Origin of the sequence: Sinorhizobium sp. FG01 (assembly GCF_002531875.1) — a bacterium.
Taxonomy (GTDB): domain Bacteria; phylum Pseudomonadota; class Alphaproteobacteria; order Rhizobiales; family Rhizobiaceae; genus Sinorhizobium; species Sinorhizobium fredii_C.
Genome location: NZ_NWTB01000006.1, coordinates 314,035 through 331,127, shown reverse-complemented (window position 1 = coordinate 331,127; position 17,093 = coordinate 314,035). Strand labels below are relative to the sequence as shown.

At 62.8% G+C, this 17,093-nt stretch carries 15 protein-coding genes; 10 read left to right on the top strand and 5 right to left on the bottom strand.

Translation table 11 applies throughout. From position 1 onward, the window contains the following. Positions 1-68: 68 nt before the first annotated feature. Positions 69-1,883, bottom strand: coding sequence for an ABC transporter ATP-binding protein (locus tag CO656_RS11885; RefSeq protein WP_097525894.1), 1,815 nt, complete (start codon positions 1,881-1,883; stop codon positions 69-71). Positions 1,884-2,384: 501 nt separating this feature from the next. On the opposite strand from CO656_RS11885, the gene galE reads away from it, so the two are divergent. Then, positions 2,385-3,365, top strand: a complete 981-nt coding sequence (galE, locus tag CO656_RS11880) for a UDP-glucose 4-epimerase GalE (protein ID WP_097525982.1) — start codon at positions 2,385-2,387, stop codon at positions 3,363-3,365. Between the two features lie 22 nt (positions 3,366-3,387). Here galE and CO656_RS11875 read toward each other — a convergent pair whose 3' ends face one another. Genes CO656_RS11875 through exoY form a run of 4 tightly spaced genes read right to left on the bottom strand, consistent with a single transcriptional unit; the run spans position 3,388 to position 7,701 of the window. Continuing rightward, positions 3,388-4,395 (bottom strand): acyltransferase, encoded by a 1,008-nt coding sequence (locus CO656_RS11875; RefSeq protein WP_097525893.1) that lies wholly within the window; start codon positions 4,393-4,395, stop codon positions 3,388-3,390. A gap of 20 nt (positions 4,396-4,415) precedes the next feature. Further along, positions 4,416-5,696, bottom strand: coding sequence for an O-antigen ligase (locus CO656_RS11870; RefSeq protein WP_097525981.1), 1,281 nt, complete (start codon positions 5,694-5,696; stop codon positions 4,416-4,418). A gap of 4 nt (positions 5,697-5,700) precedes the next feature. Next, positions 5,701-6,966, bottom strand: a complete 1,266-nt coding sequence (locus CO656_RS11865) for a polysaccharide biosynthesis/export family protein (protein WP_097525892.1) — start codon at positions 6,964-6,966, stop codon at positions 5,701-5,703. Between the two features lie 54 nt (positions 6,967-7,020). Then, entirely contained in the window at positions 7,021-7,701 is a 681-nt protein-coding gene (gene exoY / locus CO656_RS11860; protein ID WP_097525891.1) for an exopolysaccharide production protein ExoY, read from the bottom strand. Between the two features lie 779 nt (positions 7,702-8,480). Here exoY and CO656_RS11855 point away from each other — a divergent pair. From CO656_RS11855 to CO656_RS11810, 9 genes are all read left to right on the top strand, one after another. Further along, positions 8,481-8,771: an exopolysaccharide production repressor protein gene (locus tag CO656_RS11855; protein WP_097525890.1), complete on the top strand. Its 291-nt coding sequence runs from the start codon at positions 8,481-8,483 to the stop codon at positions 8,769-8,771. A gap of 217 nt (positions 8,772-8,988) precedes the next feature. After that, positions 8,989-10,014 carry a glycosyltransferase family 2 protein gene (locus CO656_RS11850; protein WP_097525889.1) on the top strand — a complete coding sequence of 342 codons (1,026 nt, stop codon included), beginning with the start codon at positions 8,989-8,991 and terminating at the stop codon, positions 10,012-10,014. Between the two features lie 365 nt (positions 10,015-10,379). Next, complete coding sequence (locus CO656_RS11845) at positions 10,380-10,937, top strand: thermonuclease family protein (protein ID WP_103452604.1); 558 nt, start codon at positions 10,380-10,382, stop codon at positions 10,935-10,937. Positions 10,938-10,975: 38 nt separating this feature from the next. Further along, positions 10,976-11,233, top strand: coding sequence for a hypothetical protein (locus CO656_RS11840; RefSeq protein ID WP_097525888.1), 258 nt, complete (start codon positions 10,976-10,978; stop codon positions 11,231-11,233). A 786-nt stretch (positions 11,234-12,019) separates the two neighbouring features. Beyond that, positions 12,020-12,814, top strand: coding sequence for a glycoside hydrolase family 16 protein (locus tag CO656_RS11830; RefSeq protein WP_037419384.1), 795 nt, complete (start codon positions 12,020-12,022; stop codon positions 12,812-12,814). 109 nt (positions 12,815-12,923) lie between these two features. After that, positions 12,924-14,135 (top strand): glycosyl transferase family 1, encoded by a 1,212-nt coding sequence (locus CO656_RS11825; RefSeq protein ID WP_097525887.1) that lies wholly within the window; start codon positions 12,924-12,926, stop codon positions 14,133-14,135. Continuing rightward, a complete protein-coding gene (locus tag CO656_RS11820; protein WP_097525886.1) occupies positions 14,132-15,127 on the top strand; it encodes a glycosyltransferase family 2 protein in 996 nt (331 codons plus the stop codon). The genes CO656_RS11825 and CO656_RS11820 overlap by 4 nt, the downstream gene beginning before the upstream one ends. Further along, the gene (locus CO656_RS11815; protein WP_037419377.1) at positions 15,124-16,050 is read left to right on the top strand and encodes a glycosyltransferase family 2 protein; all 927 of its coding nucleotides are present in this window, start codon (positions 15,124-15,126) and stop codon (positions 16,048-16,050) included. Before CO656_RS11820 ends, CO656_RS11815 begins: the two co-directional genes overlap by 4 nt. Further along, the gene (locus CO656_RS11810) at positions 16,047-17,093 is read left to right on the top strand and encodes a glycosyltransferase family 2 protein (protein WP_097525885.1); all 1,047 of its coding nucleotides are present in this window, start codon (positions 16,047-16,049) and stop codon (positions 17,091-17,093) included. Before CO656_RS11815 ends, CO656_RS11810 begins: the two co-directional genes overlap by 4 nt.

The following is a 17,093-nucleotide window of genomic DNA, read 5'->3' as shown; positions in this document are numbered from 1 at the left end:
GCGAGTTCGCGTTGTTGGCCGGGCAAGAAAATTTCCCTTGCCCGGCCGGCGGTTGCCGCAAGGCCCCCTCAGCCGTCGCTGAGCACGAGCCCCTTCGTCAGTTCCAGCGCCTGCCTTTCGAAGAGGCTCCGGTAAATGCCGCCCTTGAGGCGGATGAGGGTGTCGTGATCGCCCTCCTCGGCGATGCGGCCCCGATCGAAGACAAGCAGGCGGTCGAGCGCCCTGACGGTCGACAGCCGATGGGCGATCACCAGCGTCGTGCGGCCGGTCATCAGCCGTTCCATCGCCTTCTGGATCAGCACCTCGGATTCGGAATCGAGGCTCGACGTCGCTTCGTCGAGGATCAGGATCGGCGCATCCGCGAGGAACGCCCGGGCAATCGCGACTCGCTGGCGCTCGCCGCCGGACAGCTTGACGCCCCGCTCGCCGACCATCGTCGCGTAGCTCTTCGGCAGCCCGGAGATGAAGTCGTGCGCGCTCGCCAGACGCGCTGCCTCCTCGATCTCGTGCTGCGTCGCGCCGGGCCGCCCGTACGCGATGTTCTCGGCGAGCGAGCGGTGGAACAGGATCGGTTCCTGCTGGACGATGGCGATCTGCTGGCGGAGCGACGCCTGCATGCTGCCGGCGATGTCCTGGCCGTCGATCAGAACCTGGCCCGATTTCACGTCATGCAGCCGCTGGATCAACTTGACGAAGGTCGTCTTCCCCGACCCGGAATGTCCGACGAGGCCGACGCGCTCACCGGCGCGGATGGTGACCGAGAATCCGTCATAGAGCGGAGCCCGATGGGCGCCGTAATGAAAGGTCACGTTGCGGAACTCGATCTTGCCGTCGGCGATCTGAATCGGCCGCGCTCCCGGACGATCCTCAACACCGAGCGGCTGAGCATGAATGGCGACGAGTTCCTCCATGTCGTTGACCGAGCGCTGCAGGTGCCGGATATCCATGCCGATCTCCCGCAGATAGCCCTGCAGGATGAAGAAGGAGGTGAGCACGAAGGTGATGTCGCCGGCGCTCGCCTCGCCCTTCGCCCAGAGCAGCAAGGCAGACCCGATGATGGCTGCGCGGACCACCAGCAGCATCGCGCCTTGCGCCGTGCCGTTCAGCGTCGCACGCGACCAGGTACGCCGGGTGCGGTTCTCCCACTTCCGGAGCACCTTCGCCAGGCGGGCCTCCTCGCGCTTCTCCGCGCCGAAACTCTTGACGACGGCGTTGCAGCTCACCGCATCGGCGAGCGCACCGCCAAGACGCGTGTCCCAGCTGTTGGCAAGGCTCGCCATCGGCGCCACGTAGCCGAGCGACAGCAAGACCGTGACGGCTATGAAGAGGACGGACCCAAGCCCGACGATCGCGCCCATGATCGGCCAGTGCCAGGCCATCAGCGCCGTCGAGCCGATGAGCATCACGACCGAGGGAAACAGCGCGATGAGCAGCGTGTCGTTGAAGAGGTCCATCGCCCACATGCCACGCGTCACCTTGCGCACAGTCGAGCCGGCGAAGCTGTTGGCGTGCCATTCGCTGGAGAAGCGCTGAATGTGGTGGAACGCAGCGGCCGCGATGTCGGACATCATCCTCAGCGTCAGGCTGACGATGATCGTGATCGCGGCGTGCTTGAAGACGATGGCGCCGAGGGAAAGGGCCATCATGACCAAGAAGGCCGAGAGCGCGGCATTCCATGCGATCGCATCGCTCGCCGCACCCGAGACGATCGCATCCACCAGACGGCCGGCATAGAGCGGCGTCAGGACATCGGCAAGCGTGGCAAGCAGCACTGTGCAAAGGATGCCGGCAAGCCGCACCGGCTGCTTCTTCCAGTGCGCCCAGGAAAAGCGAAAAACATTGCGGAAGGCACGATCGCGCGCCGCAAAACGAGTGAACGCCATAGGATTTGCCCGGTGGCAACGCACCGGCCCCGAGATCTGATCAGCAAGGGAATGCCGCCCGGAACGATTGCGCGTGCGGCATTGATGAAACGGCGCCGTCTCCGAAAAAGGAGGGGCCGGACGGTGCGGGATCCGTCGGCAATCAGGAAGCGCGGGCGCTCCCGGTCACGAGGTCAGGATCGTGGACCGTCCCTAAGGGAGAAGCAATAGGCTGTCATCGTAACCTCCCTGTTCTGATTGCCGGAAGACTGCTTATAGTTGAAGACACCGATCGAGCCAAGCGCAAATATTGTGCTCCGGCCAGGAGACAGCAAAGTGCTGCATGTCTGCCACAGTCACCTACTCCCTTCGCCGACGCCTGCGAAGCAAAGCGGCATTCGACGTTGTGTGGAGTGCCATCTTTTGCAGAACTTACATATTGTGTTGAAAAATCGCCGCTATTGGTTGCGAAAGCGAACGGCGCTCCATTCCGGTTTCTGAAAGTCATTCCTGAGGTTGCCCGTGCAGAACAACAATATCCTCGTCGTCGGCGGTGCCGGCTATATCGGCTCTCACACCTGCCTTCGACTGGCCGAAAAGGGCTATCACCCGGTCGTCTACGACAATCTTTCCAACGGCCACGAGGAATTCGTCCGCTGGGGCGTTCTGGAGAAGGGCGACATCCGCGATCGGCGGCGGCTCGACGAAGTGCTGGCCCGCCATCAGCCGCGGGCGGTGCTGCATTTCGCGGCGATGATCGAGGTCGGCGAATCGGTCAAGGATCCGGTCGCCTTCTACGACAATAATGTCATCGGAACGCTGACCCTCTTGTCGGCGACGCTTGCCGCCGGCATCGAGGCTTTCGTCTTCTCGTCCACCTGCGCCACCTACGGCCTGCCCGACAGCGTGCCGATGGACGAAACCCACAAGCAGGCTCCAATCAACCCCTATGGCCGGACCAAGTGGGTCTGCGAGCAGGCGCTCAAGGACTACGGCCTCTACAAGGGCCTGCGCTCCGTCATCCTGCGTTATTTCAACGCCGCTGGCGCCGATTTCGAGGGCCGCATCGGCGAATGGCACGAACCGGAGACGCATGCGATTCCGCTGGCGATCGACGCGGCGCTGGGTCGGCGCGAAGGCTTCAAGGTCTTCGGAACGGATTATGAGACGCGCGACGGCACCTGCGTGCGCGACTATATCCATGTTCTCGATCTTGCCGATGCGCATGTGCGCGCCGTCGATTACCTGCTCGAGGGCGGCGACAGCGTCGAGCTCAATCTGGGCACCGGCACGGGGACAACCGTCAAAGAGTTGCTCGGGGCAATCGAGAAGGTCTCCAGGCGGCCGTTCGATGTTAGCTATGTCGGCCGCCGCGAGGGCGACTCGACGACGCTCGTCGCCAACAACGACAAGGCACGGCAAGTGCTCGGCTGGGAGCCGCAATACGACCTGGCGGCAATCACCGAATCGGCCTGGAACTGGCATTCGCGCCGAAACGGCTGAGCAGGCCTGCAGGCTCGCCGGCCTATTGGGCGGTAGGCCCGGTAAGGGCGACGGCCGGCGCCGGCGCCCGTGCACGCTGCAGCAGCGGGCGCTCGACAAGGCCGTAGGCTGCGATACCGGCGACCGTCCCCGCCAGGATCGCCAGGCCCATCGAAATCGCCGACGGCATACCCAATAGGCCGCCGGCCCTGGCGACGACCGAGATCGCGAAGGTATGCCATAGATAGATCGAGTAGGAAGCATTGCCGAGCAGGTCCGGCAGGTTCAGCATCGGCATCCGTCCGCTTGCCTCGAGCGACAGCGCGCCAAGAACCAGGAGGACGGCGAGCGGCCCGGTCGTGCGCTCGTCGAAGGAAAGATGAAGGCCCCCGATCAGGGCAAAACCGCCGAGCGAGCAGGCGATCAATGAAGAACCGATTGCCGCCCCGGGAACCTTCCCGCGGAGCCAGAACTCGCCGAGGATCATGCCGGCGACGAATTCGAGGATGATCGGCCGCGTATAGGTCAGCCAGAGAGCATTTTCGCTGGGAGCAACCAACCCGACGGTGACCAGCGCCACGAAGAGGCCGGTAATCGCCGGGAGGCGCCAATGCCGCGGCAGCAGCAGGGAGGCCGCGAACACGACGTAGAAGAGCATCTCGAAATTCAGGGTCCAGCCCTGCACGAGCACCGGCCAAATCTCGCCACTGCTCGGCGAGCGGGCCGGAAAGAAAACCAGCGAGGCCAGAACGTGGTCGAGGGTCAGCACCAAAGTGGGAAACAAGCCGGCGAGCGCCCCGGTGATCATGACGGCCGTCGCAAACCAGTAGATCGGGACGATGCGGCGGAGGCGATCGGAGATGAATTTCGCGGGGGTCACCGGCCGCCGGTCGCTGATGACCCACATGATGAAGCCGCTGATGACAAAGAAGACGTCCACACCGGCCGCTCCGATCGTAAAATCGTGGCCGGTCTTTTCGGCGGCGTGAAAGATCACGACTGCGAGCGCCGCCGCCGCCCGAAGATACTGAATCGCCCGGATCGTCCCCATCGTCCCCTCTGACCGTGATGTCACATGCTGGGCCGCGGCCGATACGCCGGAGTGGGCCCGTCGCCCGGCCAAAGCCAGGTCACCGCCTGCCGGCGGCGGGCGACCGTCAATTTCCCTGCGGTGAAGTAAAGCAGGAAGGATCCGACATGGTACGGGTTCATGATGTCGATCTCGACGAAGGAGCGGATGAGAAGGAGCATGGCGATGCCGAACAGCACCATGGCCTCCGCGTCACGGTCCTCGGACAGCAGACGCTTCAATTGCCCGAATACCGCCGTGAGAAGCAGCATCGTCAACAGCATCAGGCCTACCAGTCCGGTTTCGACGGCGGCCTCGATATAGGTGTTGTGAAAGTGGAATCCGGAGCGGGCGGTAATGTAGAACTCTTCCCACAGACGCTCCGCCTCGGAAAATCCCTGCACCCAATAGGCCTGATAGCCGATGCCGAAGATCGGTGAAGCCTGCGCCGCTTCTATTCCTTGCTGCCACAGATAGGTGCGGCCGGTGAGCGTCGAATCCTTGCCGAATGCGCCCAGCACGAGATCGATGACACCGGCATAGATGAGTGCAACCGCGGCGACACCGCCGAAAACCGCCACGCCGATAAAGAGCCCTTTCCGGCTCGCGGGCCTGAGCGCCGTGATCGCGCGCATGGCGACACAAAGCCCGAGGATCGCGACAGTCGTCAGCACCGAGGTCGCCGATTGGGAGGCGAACAGCGAATAGGCGGCGATTGCGCCTGCGCCCCCGGCGGCGGCCCGCCAGACGCCTCGCTCGCCAAGAACGACGACGGCCATGAAGGCGAAGTAGATGCCGAGCGAGGCATAGAAGCCCAGCTGGTTCTTGGAAGCGAATGCGCCGACGAAGCTGTAGGTGCCGTCGAGCGGATCGTAATGGTGGACGCCGAAGAGCAGCGAATAGAGGAGCACGATGGCGACGCCCGCAATGGCGCCGCGGGTGAGCGTGCCGATGTCGATCACCCGCATGGCGATGAGCGCGCAAACGATGTGGCTCAGATACTGGATCCCGGCACGTGCCGTCACGCCGGGCGCGGCCGACCAGAACGTCGAGAGACAGGCAAGGATCACGAAGGCGAAGATCCAGACGAACCTGCCGTAATTGCCGAGGACCTTGCGGTAGTCGACGAGAACAAGCGGCAGCCACAGGCCGTAATAGGCGAGGATGGAAATCGGTCCGAAACGGGTCGAATAGGCAAAGACGAACAGCGAAAGGGCCACGGCCGCGGTGCCGTAGAGCCCATTCGCGTCAGGGTCGATGAGGCTCGCCTCGCGGATCCGCATGCATTCACCGCATCGCCACTGCGGCATTGACCTTGATCACGTCTCCGGGAAGCACCGGCGTCGTTTCGGTCGCCGCGATCTCCTTCGACTTTCCGTCCTGTTCACGAATGATCGAATAGGTGATGTTTGCAGCCTGCTCGTCCAGTTGTGCCGCCTCGGCCGATTGCATGAGCGCCTCGGTCATCAGATCGCGGCTGGTGCCGAGCTTCAGCGTCAGCGTGTCGAGTTCGGCTTCGGTATTTTGCAGTTCCTGGGCGAGTTGCGCATCCCAGTCGTTGCGCAGGTTGGATTCGTCCTGCGTTGCCTTGCTGACGTCCTGCTTGGCCTTCAGCGAGGTCGTATCGATATCGAGAAGCTGCGACTGGACGTCCGCCACCCGCTGCTCGAGCGAGAGCTTGCGCTGGCTGAGCGCCAGGCCCTTTTCGGCAAGGCTGTCGACCTTGTCCAGGTCCTCGGTGGCGAGCTCCAGCTGACGCTGCTGCGTTTCGGATTTCTTCGCCAGCGAGTCGATCTCGCTCTGCAGCAGCGATTTGAGATCAGCCAGGGCGTCGAGCTGGCGTTCCTGCCGCTTGTCGCGCGACACCATCAGAGCCGTCTCGCTTTCGAGCAGCTTGTCGACACCGGGGACGTTCTTGAGCTCCTCCGGCAACGTGATCTTGTCGTGCTTGGCAATTTCCGCCTGAAGGCGGGCTCGGCGAATGAGCAGTCGGTTGCGCTCCGCCACCTGAACCGACGAATCGCCGTTCGCGGCGATATAGTCGCGTGCAAAGCGCTGGCCGGTCGGGCCCCGACGCAGTCCGCCGCCAAGGCTGATTGCCTTGAGCACGGTGAGATTGGGGGCATAGGGATATTCGCCTGGCGTCTCGACCTCGCCGTAGAGATAGACCGGACGGTATTGCGCCATCTCAACCGAGGCTGACGGCCGGTCGCGAAGCCCGAAGAGCTTTTGCATCTTGATGCCGATCTCTTCGGCGAGTTCCGTGGTCGTGCGGCCGGATGCAGGCAGATCGCCGACGAAAGGCAGCGACACCTTGCCGGAGGCGCCGACCGTGTATTCACCGCCGACAGCCGACCAATCCCGGACCGCGCCTTCGGCGGTCTGCCATTCGGCAACACGAATCCGCAACTTGTCCATGACGCCGAGGCGATAATCGTCCGCCCGAGCCATGCCCGCACCCGATAAGACAAGCGCCGCGCAGAGTGCGAGGCGGGCGAAATGGAAACGCTTGCGGGAGCCGGCTGGCACCCCTGGAACTCTGATCGATTGCATCTGGGATTTCCCGTTGCTTGACGTTGTGCTCAGCCGCGAGCCGACGCCAAGGTTTCAATAGCTGCCGCGGGAGAGGCAGACGGCGGGGATGGTCTTGAAGACGATGACGAGGTCGGCAATGAGCGACCAGTTCTGGACATAATGCGTATCGAAGGCCACCCGAGTGGCATAGGACACATCGTTGCGGCCGCTGATCTGCCAGAGCCCGGTCAGGCCGGGACGCGAGCGCAGATAGAACTCGGCAGCCGCGTCGTAGAGCTCCAGTTCGTCTTCGACGACCGGACGCGGACCCACGATGCTCATTTCACCACGAATGATGTTGATGAGCTGCGGCAGTTCGTCGAGGCTGAGCTTGCGAAGAATGCTTCCGACCACGGTAACGCGCGGATCGTCCTGCAGCTTGCGGGTGGTGCGCCATTCTTCGTAGGCGGCGGGATTCGCCTTCAGGTATTCCTGCAGGACCCGGTCGCCGTTTTCCATCATCGTGCGGAACTTGAGGCACTTGAAGGTCTGGCCGTTATGGCCGATGCGGCGATGACCGTAGAAAATGCTGCCGCCGTCCGAAAACTTCACCAACGCCATGACGAGCAGGAAAAGCGGGCTGAGGGCGATCAGTGCCAGAATGGCGATGAGAATGTCGAAGCTTCGCTTTGATATCCCGCCGATCGGCCGGATCGCACCGGTCTCCTGGGGAATAAAAAAAGCCGTACTGGCCGAGCGAGTCGCGGACTTCATAGAGGTGACTCCATTTACGTTGGCGATTGTCGGTCCCGAGGGACGGAGCGTCATCTAGCGCGAGTGTATGGTGAGAATTTGATTTTTGAAGGCGGAATGATGGCAACGCCAGCGGACGCCGACGCGAGGGTGTTTAGCGGGCGTGCCGGTCAGAGACTATTACGAAATTTTAAGTATACGGTTTGGAGTTCACCGCTAAAATAGTTGCGTTCGTCATCTCGCCCTTCAAACATCGGCGCGCATTCATTATTTGCGATGGCTAAAGTATTGTATTTGACGCAGCAATTTTTCACTAGCGGCTACCACGGCTTTCCGGCGGTAAGATTTTAAAAGTCGGACTTTTGAGGGTAATTTTTGCATCGCATCATTTTGTTGCGCTGCACATATTCTCGAGCCGAGGCCCTGTTGCCTGTAACAAAAGTTGATCGGAAAAAACGGCTGTTTCAGCGGCAAAAGACGCAGCAAACAGAACGAGTTCGCCTTTTCCCCTGTGAATTTAGGGGCCGCTCCAGCGAGTCAGCTTGACCCCCGCACTTCGCGGAAAAATAATCCCCTAAATCCGTCGAACCTATCGGTGATTGTACCGTTTAACCGTCGGACCCATTCGAATTGCTGAGTCTACCTAAAGATGACGGAAAGCTTTTCCCGCTAGGAACTGTAGCGACAAAGTTGCGTTTTGCAGGTTGAAGAGAAAAGCGACCGCTAATATAGTGGGAAACAGGAGCGAGGGCGGGAGTGCAATGACGGTTCCACGAGCAAATCGGAAAGCGGGGTAGGCAATGTTCGCACCACGCTTCGTCATGAGCATGTTCGGCGCGCTAGCGGCGTTTGCCATCGCCACCTACTTTCTGACCGGTTCGCTCGCCTCGACGGCCATACAGACGCTGCTCTGTGCCGTTCTGATACAGGTCGGATACTTTCTCGCCGTGCTTTTCCTGGTGTGGAAGGAGGCGCGCGAGCGCCGAAAGTTATCCTCCGGCAAGCTGCCGGCCGATGCGACGAATGACGAAAAGCAGGCGAACAAGGTTCCGCTGCGCCGACTGAACCGTCCCGGTCACTTTAATTCCTGACCGCTTTCTCGGCCCTTCGCAGCTGCGAAAAAATCTTGCTCTTTGACGCGCTTGCGACACGATCGCCATGCATGGTGCTGCGTACCCCGCTCCAGGCCCCCCTGCCCTCCCGGTGCAGAGGGACCTGTAGCGCGTCGTATGCCCTCGAATTGGTGACTCGAAGGCAACGAGCAGGAGCCGCGAAACTAGACCCATCCGATGACCGCTGGAGGCCCGTATGACCGCAGCCGCGCCGACGAATGTCTGCATTATCATTGCCGCCAAGAACGCCGCCGAAACGATTGCCCGGGCTATCGACTCGGCGCTCGCAGAGCCGGAAGTCGCAGAAGTCGTCGTCGTCGACGACGGCTCGACCGATGAGACCGCAGCCGTGGCGCGCGCCGCCGACGACGGCTCCGGACGTTTGAACGTGGTCTGCTTCGAAGAGAACCGCGGGCCTGCCGCGGCTCGCAACCATGCGATTGCCGTTTCGAAATCCCCGTTCGTGGGTATATTGGACGCGGACGACTTCTTCTTCCCGGGGCGGATGCGCCAATTGCTTGCTCAGGACGGCTGGGATTTCATCGCCGACAATATCGCCTTCATCGACGCCGCGCGAGCGATGGGTGCTGCGCGCAGGATCGACCGCTTCGCGCCCAGCCCTCGCCTGATCGATTTCGTCGGCTTCGTCGAAGGCAATATTTCGCGCCGGGGTGTCCGGCGGGGCGAAATCGGTTTCCTGAAGCCATTGATGCGGCGCTCGTTCCTGGATCAATTCGACCTTCGCTACAACGAGACCCTGCGCCTCGGCGAGGATTTCGACCTCTATGCCAGGGCGCTAGCGCTCGGGGCGCGCTACAAGATCATCCATAGCTGCGGCTATGCGGCGGTGGTTCGCGGCGACTCCTTGAGCGGCAGCCACCGGACGATCGACTTGCGACGTCTCTATGAGGCCGATCGCGCCATCCTCGCCGAGGCCCGTCTGAGCACCGAAGCTGCCGCGGCGCTGCGGCGGCACGAGCACCATATTCGCGGCCGCTACGAGTTGCGGCATTTCCTCGACCTCAAGCGCAACGAAGGAATCGCGGCCGCATTTGCCTATGCGCTGACGCACCCCGGCGCCCTCCCGGCGATCGTCCGGGGAATCGCTGCCGACAAGACCGAACACCTTCGGCGCTCCCGGACGCCCGCACCGGTGGCGCTCGGCGGATCCGGCGATGTCCGCTACCTGCTCGAGGCCTTTGCGCTGGAGCGAGCGGAATAAACCAAAGCCCTCTGCCAGGCGGCCCGCCGACCCAGCGGGCCCTGTTGTATCATGGAAGCCAGCAGGAACGCTTTTCCCCGCGCAGCGTTACTCCGACATGGTCAACAACTACCGGGATAGCGAAATGAAAGGCATCGTTCTCTGGCTGATGGGTGTTCCCCTGATCGTCATCGTCCTGCTCTATATGTTCGTTTTTTGATCGCAAGCCTTGCGAGGCTGTGACGACTGCTGAAGGGGCTGGCGCCCCTTCAATGTCGAACGCGCAGTATCCACCGATCTCGAACTGGTTCCCCTAGTTTTTCAGGGATGCGAACCGCGAGCCGCTTGCGCTAGATTCAGCACCACAACAGGGGCTGGATGGACGCATGATCGGCAGTCGGATCGCCGCAACAACCCTCGCCGAGCCGCGCGCCCGTTCGGCGTCGCCGTCCCCTCCAATGCGGATGATTCCCATCGTGCTTGTCCTGCTGGCCGCGCCGGACGCGGCCGCGGCGGCTGGCCCGGTCGGCGGCGACGCCTCCGTGGTTGATGGCGATACGATCGAAATTGCGGGCGAGCGCATCCAGCTTTACGGAGTGGATGCACCCGAGGATTGGCAGTTCTGCCTCGACGAGACGGGGGCAGACTATCACTGCGGCAAGGAAGCGGCGCTGGCCCTCAAGGCGTTTTTGTCGGCATCCCGCCCCACCCGCTGCACATTCGCCGGCCGTGACCGCTACGGCCGCTATATCGGCGCATGCTTCCGAGCGGACGGCAAGGACGTCAACCGGTGGCTGGTTGAATCCGGCCACGCCGTCAGCCGTGAAGAAAATCACGACAAAGGACTGTACGCCGCCGCACAGGAAATGGCACGATCACTTGGAGCCGGCATGTGGCGCGGGCAAGCCAGGGCAGAAGCCTCCAGCCACGTGGCGGAAGAGTAAGCCGAGGGGTTTCCTCGGCAGGTGTCAAGTGAGAGTCGATGATCGTCGAGTTTTGGATATTCTGCGCCATCGCGACCGCGGTCGTCGCTGCGGTTAGGGGCGGACATAGTCTTCTTTGGTTGATAATCGGCTGCGTACTGGGCCCCGTCGGCCCGGTGGTGGCGATCCTGAAGCCTTCGCTGAAATCGAATGAGCCGATCGTCGCGGCCGAGCGTCAGGCCGAACTTGACGACATGAAGAGGCCGCTCCGGGGGAACGAGCGCGATACCATCTCGGCCAAGCCCAGGGACGATTAGTTCGTTCGCCTCAATTGCTGCATGTAATCGAGAGCGGCTCCCCTCATCGCGAAAAACCCGCCGATTGCGCGGCGGGCTTGCTTTGGTACTGAAAGCACTAAAGTATGGACACACTATTGTCTGGGGGGCCGCAATTTTCCAGTAACATTTTAGGGGTCGTCTGACATTGCAGGCCGCCGGCGGAACGGCGCCGGCCTCCGGCTCAACCGATCGAGATGCGAATCGGTTAGCCCGGCGCCGCAGCAACCCCCGGGGGTAAATCCCGCCTCATCCTTGCCGCATTTCCACTCGGCAATTTCCCCAAGCGCGGGATGGAGCCAAAAAAATTACGTCTCTCGTGCAAAATTCACAGCCGCACCGCACAACTCGCGATTGCCCCCAAATTTTGCAGGGCACAGTTTTCTCAACATGCGGGGAAACAGGGATTTAACCCGGATGGCCCTCTTGAGCCGATGTCGACCCGCTCGCGAAAACTTCGCCGCTTGGATGCGCTGCAGCATAGCCTCGTTCGATTTTCTGCTGCACTGCCATATTTTCTCTTTGCAAATGCCCTAGTTTGTTCGCCGTGAGCTTAAGTCTGCTTCGTTAAAACGGCGCCACGAGGCGCCGCCCGATAGGAGTGACCGATATCGTGAGTATGGGCGCTTATGTCTCGACGCAGATTGACCTCGCGCGCGTTGCGCTGCTCCGGGGTGCTGCGCCTGCGCGCCCTTCCCACAACCCTCAGTCGAGCCTCGCCCGGGCTCCCATGCCCCCACGCGACTCCGCAGCAAAGGCAGCAAGACAATGAAATCCGATCGCTACGGGCGCCTGTTGTGCCTCGCCCTTATCACCGCACTTCCGCTCGCCTGCAATGTGAGCAGTGCCACAGCGCAGGACGGTGCCAAAGGCACGTCGTTCATCGATGACTTCGACAAGCTGGACAAAAAGGTCTGGTACGTCTCGGATGGCTGGGACAACGGCGCGCACCAGAACTGCACCTGGTCCAAGAAGCAGGTGAAGATCGTCAATGGAGTTCTCGAACTGGGTTTCGAAGAACGCAAGGAAGGCAAGCGTAATTTCGCCTGCGGCGAGATCCAGACGCGCAAGCGCTTCGGCTACGGCACCTACGAGGCAAGGATCAAGGCGGCGGACGGTTCCGGGCTGAACTCGGCCTTCTTCACCTATATCGGCCCGACCGATAAGAAGCCGCATGACGAGATCGATTTCGAGGTGCTCGGCAAGAACACCGCGAAGGTGCAGATCAACCAATATGTGGCGGCCAAAGGTGGCAACGAATTTCTGGCCGATGTGCCGGGCGGCGCTAACCAGGGCTTCAACGACTATGCCTTCGTCTGGGAGAAGGACCGGCTGCGCTACTACATCAACGGCGAGCTCGTTCATGAAGTCACCGATCCCGCCAAAATCCCGGCGAACGCCCAGAAGATTTTCTTCAGCCTGTGGGGAACGGACACGCTCAGCGATTGGATGGGCACCTTCTCCTACAAGGAGCCGACAAAGCTCCAGGTCGATCGGGTCGCCTTCACGGCCCCCGGCGACAAGTGCCAATTCCCCGAGTCGGTCGCCTGCCGACTGGACTGACCGCAATCTGAGCAACTGACCATTTTATGAGCAATTGCAACAACTTGTTGCGGTGCACAAAAAACTGAACTAAGCTCGGCCCGGGCTGAGCAGGGAAACGGATGTTTTCATGCTGCAGATACTCTATTTGGCACAGGATCTTGCCGACCCCGCGGTGCGGCGAAGAACGCTGACACTGGTCGCCGGCGGTGCCCATGTCACGCTGGCGGGCTTCCGCCGCGGCGGCAACCCGCTTGCAACCGTGAGCGGCGTCGAGCCGATCGAACTCGGAACGACGGCGGACGGGCGCTTCGCCCAGCGGCTCGGCGCCGTCGCCGCCGCCTGTCTGTCGCTGAAGGGCAGGCTCGGCCATCTTCGCAAGCCCGACCTCATCATCGCCCGCAATCTCGAAATGCTCGCCGTCGCCAAACGCGCCGTGACGCTCTTCGGCGGCGACGTTCCGATTGTCTATGAGTGCCTCGACATTCACCGGCTGATGCTGCGCAGGGACATGGTGGGGCGGGCGCTCCGCGCCGCCGAGGCCCGGCTCGGCCGAGACGCCCGCTCGCTGATCACCAGTTCGCCGGCCTTCATCGAGCACTACTTCCGCCCCCTTTCGGGCCTCGAGGCGCCGCCGATGCTGCTCGAGAACAAGGTGCTTGAAATCGATGGGAGCACGCTGCCGGCGGGCGTCCCAGCCCAATACCCCCAACCCGGTGCGCCCTGGAGGATCGGCTGGTTCGGAGCGCTTCGCTGCCGCAAGTCGCTCCACCTCCTCGCCGATTTTTCCCGCAGGATGGAAGGCCGCTTCGAAGTCGTTCTGCGCGGCAGGCCCGCCTATTCGGAATTCAGGGATTTTGACGGCTTCGTGCAGAACGAGCCGTTCATGCGGTTCGACGGCCCCTATCGAAACCCCGAGGACCTCGCCGAGATCTACGGCGCCGTCCACTTCACCTGGGCGATCGATTTCTTCGAGGAGGGCCAGAACTCCAACTGGCTACTGCCCAACCGGCTCTATGAAGGATGCCGCCACACCCGCGTTCCGATTGCGATGAAGGGTACGGAGACGGCCCGCTTTCTCGCCGTGCGCGGGATCGGTCTCGTCATTGAAGAAGCCGATGCCGACGCCCTCGCCGCGCTCCTGGGCTCGATGACGGCGGACAAGTTTTCCGAAGCCGCCGACCGGATCGGCCGGTGTCATCCCGCCACCTGGGTGTTCGACCGCGCGGATTGCGAGACGCTCGTGCGGCGGCTGGCAACGCTCACCCACGACGCAACGCAAACGATCATTCCGGCCGCTGCCCTTGCGGAAGCCCGTCACAACGAAAGTGGATTGCTATGACCGCGGAGAGCCCGGCGTCGACGTCTACCCTCATCGTCATCCCCTGCCTCAATGAGGCGCTGCATATCGAAGCGCTTGTCGCGAAGCTGCGTCCGTCGCTTGGCGTCCTCAACGCGAAGATCGTCATTGCCGACGGCGGCAGTGACGACGGCACGCGCGAGATCGCTCGCCGCCTCTCCGAAGAGGACCCGCGCGTCCTCTTCCTCGACAATCCGAAGCGAATCCAAAGCGCTGCCGTCAACCGCGCCGTCGCCGAACTCGGTTCGGGCTTCGACTACCTGATCCGCATCGACGCGCATGCGAGTTACCCGGACGATTATTGCGAGCGACTCGTCGAGGAAGCGCTCGCAACCGAAGCCGACTCTGTCGTCGTCGCCATGCAGACCGAGGGTTTCGGCACCTTCCAGAAGGCGACGGCCTATGCCCAGAACTCCAAGCTCGGCAATGGCGGCTCCAAGCACCGGACCGGTGCGGCCGGCCATTGGGCCGAGCACGGCCATCACGCCCTGATGCGCATTGCCGCCTTCACCGATGTCGGTGGCTATGACGAGACCTTCAGCCACAATGAAGATGCCGAACTGGATTTTCGCTTGGGCAAAGCCGGCTATCGCATCTGGATGACCGACAGGACCAGCATGGTCTACTATCCGCGCAATCGGATCGTGCCGCTGTTCAAGCAGTATTTCGGCTATGGCCGCGGCCGCGCCAAGAACATCCTCAAGCACCGCGCGATGCCCGGGCTCCGGCAGATGCTGCCACTTGGCGTCGCGCCCGTCGCCTTCGGCGCACTTCTTGCCATCATCAACTGGGCGGCGATCATCCCCTTCGGCGTCTGGGCAGCGGCGTGCCTCGGCTATGGCGTCTGGATGGCGGTCGGCCAGCGCAACCCCTACGGGCCGCTGGCGGCGCTCTCGGCCATGGTCATGCATCTCGCCTGGTCCGCCGGCTTCTGGCGCGAACTCCTCGATTTCCGGCGTCGGGTGGAGCAATGAGCGCGGCCCTTCATATCGACATCGGCGTCTGCACGTTCCGTCGGCCCGAACTCGCCGCGACGCTTCGGTCGCTTGCGGCGGTGACGCTGCCCGCGAGGGCGACGCTTCGCGTCATCGTCGCCGACAATGATTCCACGCCGAGCGCCCGGGCGCTCGTTGAGAGACTGCGGCCGGAAATGCCGTTCGAGGTCACCTATCTCCATTGCCCGGCATCGAACATCTCGATCGCCCGCAACGCCTGCCTCGACAACAGCACCGGCGACCTGCTCGCCTTCATCGACGATGACGAGACCGCCTCGAGCGACTGGCTGGTCAGCCTGCTGGAAGAGGCGCAGGCGAGCGGCGCGGACGCTGTCCTCGGCCCGGTCCGGGCCCACTACGCCCCGTCGGCGCCCGCCTGGATGCGCAAGGGCGACTTCCACTCCACTTTGCCGGTGTGGGTGAAGGGCGAAATCCGCACGGGCTATACCTGCAATGCGCTGCTCCGGATCAGGGCCCCGTCGCTCCATGGCCGCCGCTTCAAGCTCGCGCTCGGCCGCAGCGGAGGCGAGGACACGGATTTCTTCACTGGCATGCACCAGGCAGGAGGAACGATCGCCTTTGCTCAGGAGGCCTGGGTGCATGAGCCGGTGCCGGAAGGCCGGGCCTCGTTTGCTTGGCTCGCCAAACGGCGCTTCCGCTCCGGCCAAACCCACGGACGGCTGCTGACGGAAAAGGCGCGCGGTGCGGGCCAGCCGCTGAACCTTGCGCTCGCCGCCTCCAAGGCCGCCTTTTGCGGATGCGCCGCGGTTCTCTTTCTGCCGTTAGCCGTCCGGCGAAATCGCTATGCGCTGCGCGCCGTGCTGCATGCCGGCGTGATCAGCGGCCTCCTCGGTCACAAGGAGCTCGAGCAGTATGGAGCCGCCGAGGTGACCTCCCGATGACCGCGCCCGTCAACCCTCCCATGCACACAACCGTGAACGAATCCACGCCGGACGTCACCTTTGTCATCGCCGCCTATAATGCCGCCGACACGATCACCCGTGCGGTTGGTAGCGCCCTCGCTCAGGAAGGCGTCGCGGTCGAAGCGATCGTCGTCGACGATTGCTCCTCGGATGACACAGTTGCTCTTGTCACCGCGATCGACGACCCGAGGGTCCGGCTCGTTTCGCTTGAGCAAAATCGCGGCCCGGGCGGGGCCCGCAATGCCGGCTTCGCGGCGGCGCGCGGCCGCTGGATCGCCGTTCTCGATTCGGACGACACGGTACGCCCGGCAAGACTGGCGCGGATGATTGCGCGCGCCGAAGCGACAGGCGCGCAGTTGGTCGTCGACAATCTCGACGTGCTGTCGCTCGACGGAAGCAATGTCCGGATGTTCGAGGACGCCGAGCTCGAGGCCCTCCCCGAACTCACCCTGCCGGCCTTCATCGAGTCGAACGTGATTTTCCGCTCCGAGCACAATTACGGCTATATGAAACCGGTGTTCGAGCGCCGCTTCCTCGCCCAACATGGTCTCTTTTTCAACGAGTCGCTCAGGATTGGCGAGGATTACATCCTGCTCGCATCCGCACTGGCCTGCGGCGGCCGCTGCGCGGTCGAGCCCTCGGCCGGCTACACCTATCATATCCGCGAGGGCTCGATCTCGCGCGTGCTGAAACTCGAGCACATCGATGCGATGATGGCGGCCGACGAGGCATTCCTGCAGCGGTATGCGCTCGACCCGCTGTCGCGAAGGATGCAGCGCAAGCGTGCGCGCGGCTTCCGCCAGGCGCGCTCGTTTCTTCTGCTCGTCGAGTACCTGAAAAAGAGATCGTTGGCTGGCGCGCTGAAGACAGCGCTCGCCGACCCGCTAGCGCTTCGGCATCTCCGGATGCCGATCGCCGCGCGATTGCGCCGCCTGGCGGCGCGGGCGCCGCAACCCGCCCCGATCACGGTGGCGGCTGAACGATCCCCGCTGGGCAATGATCCTCACACAAGCAAAGGATAA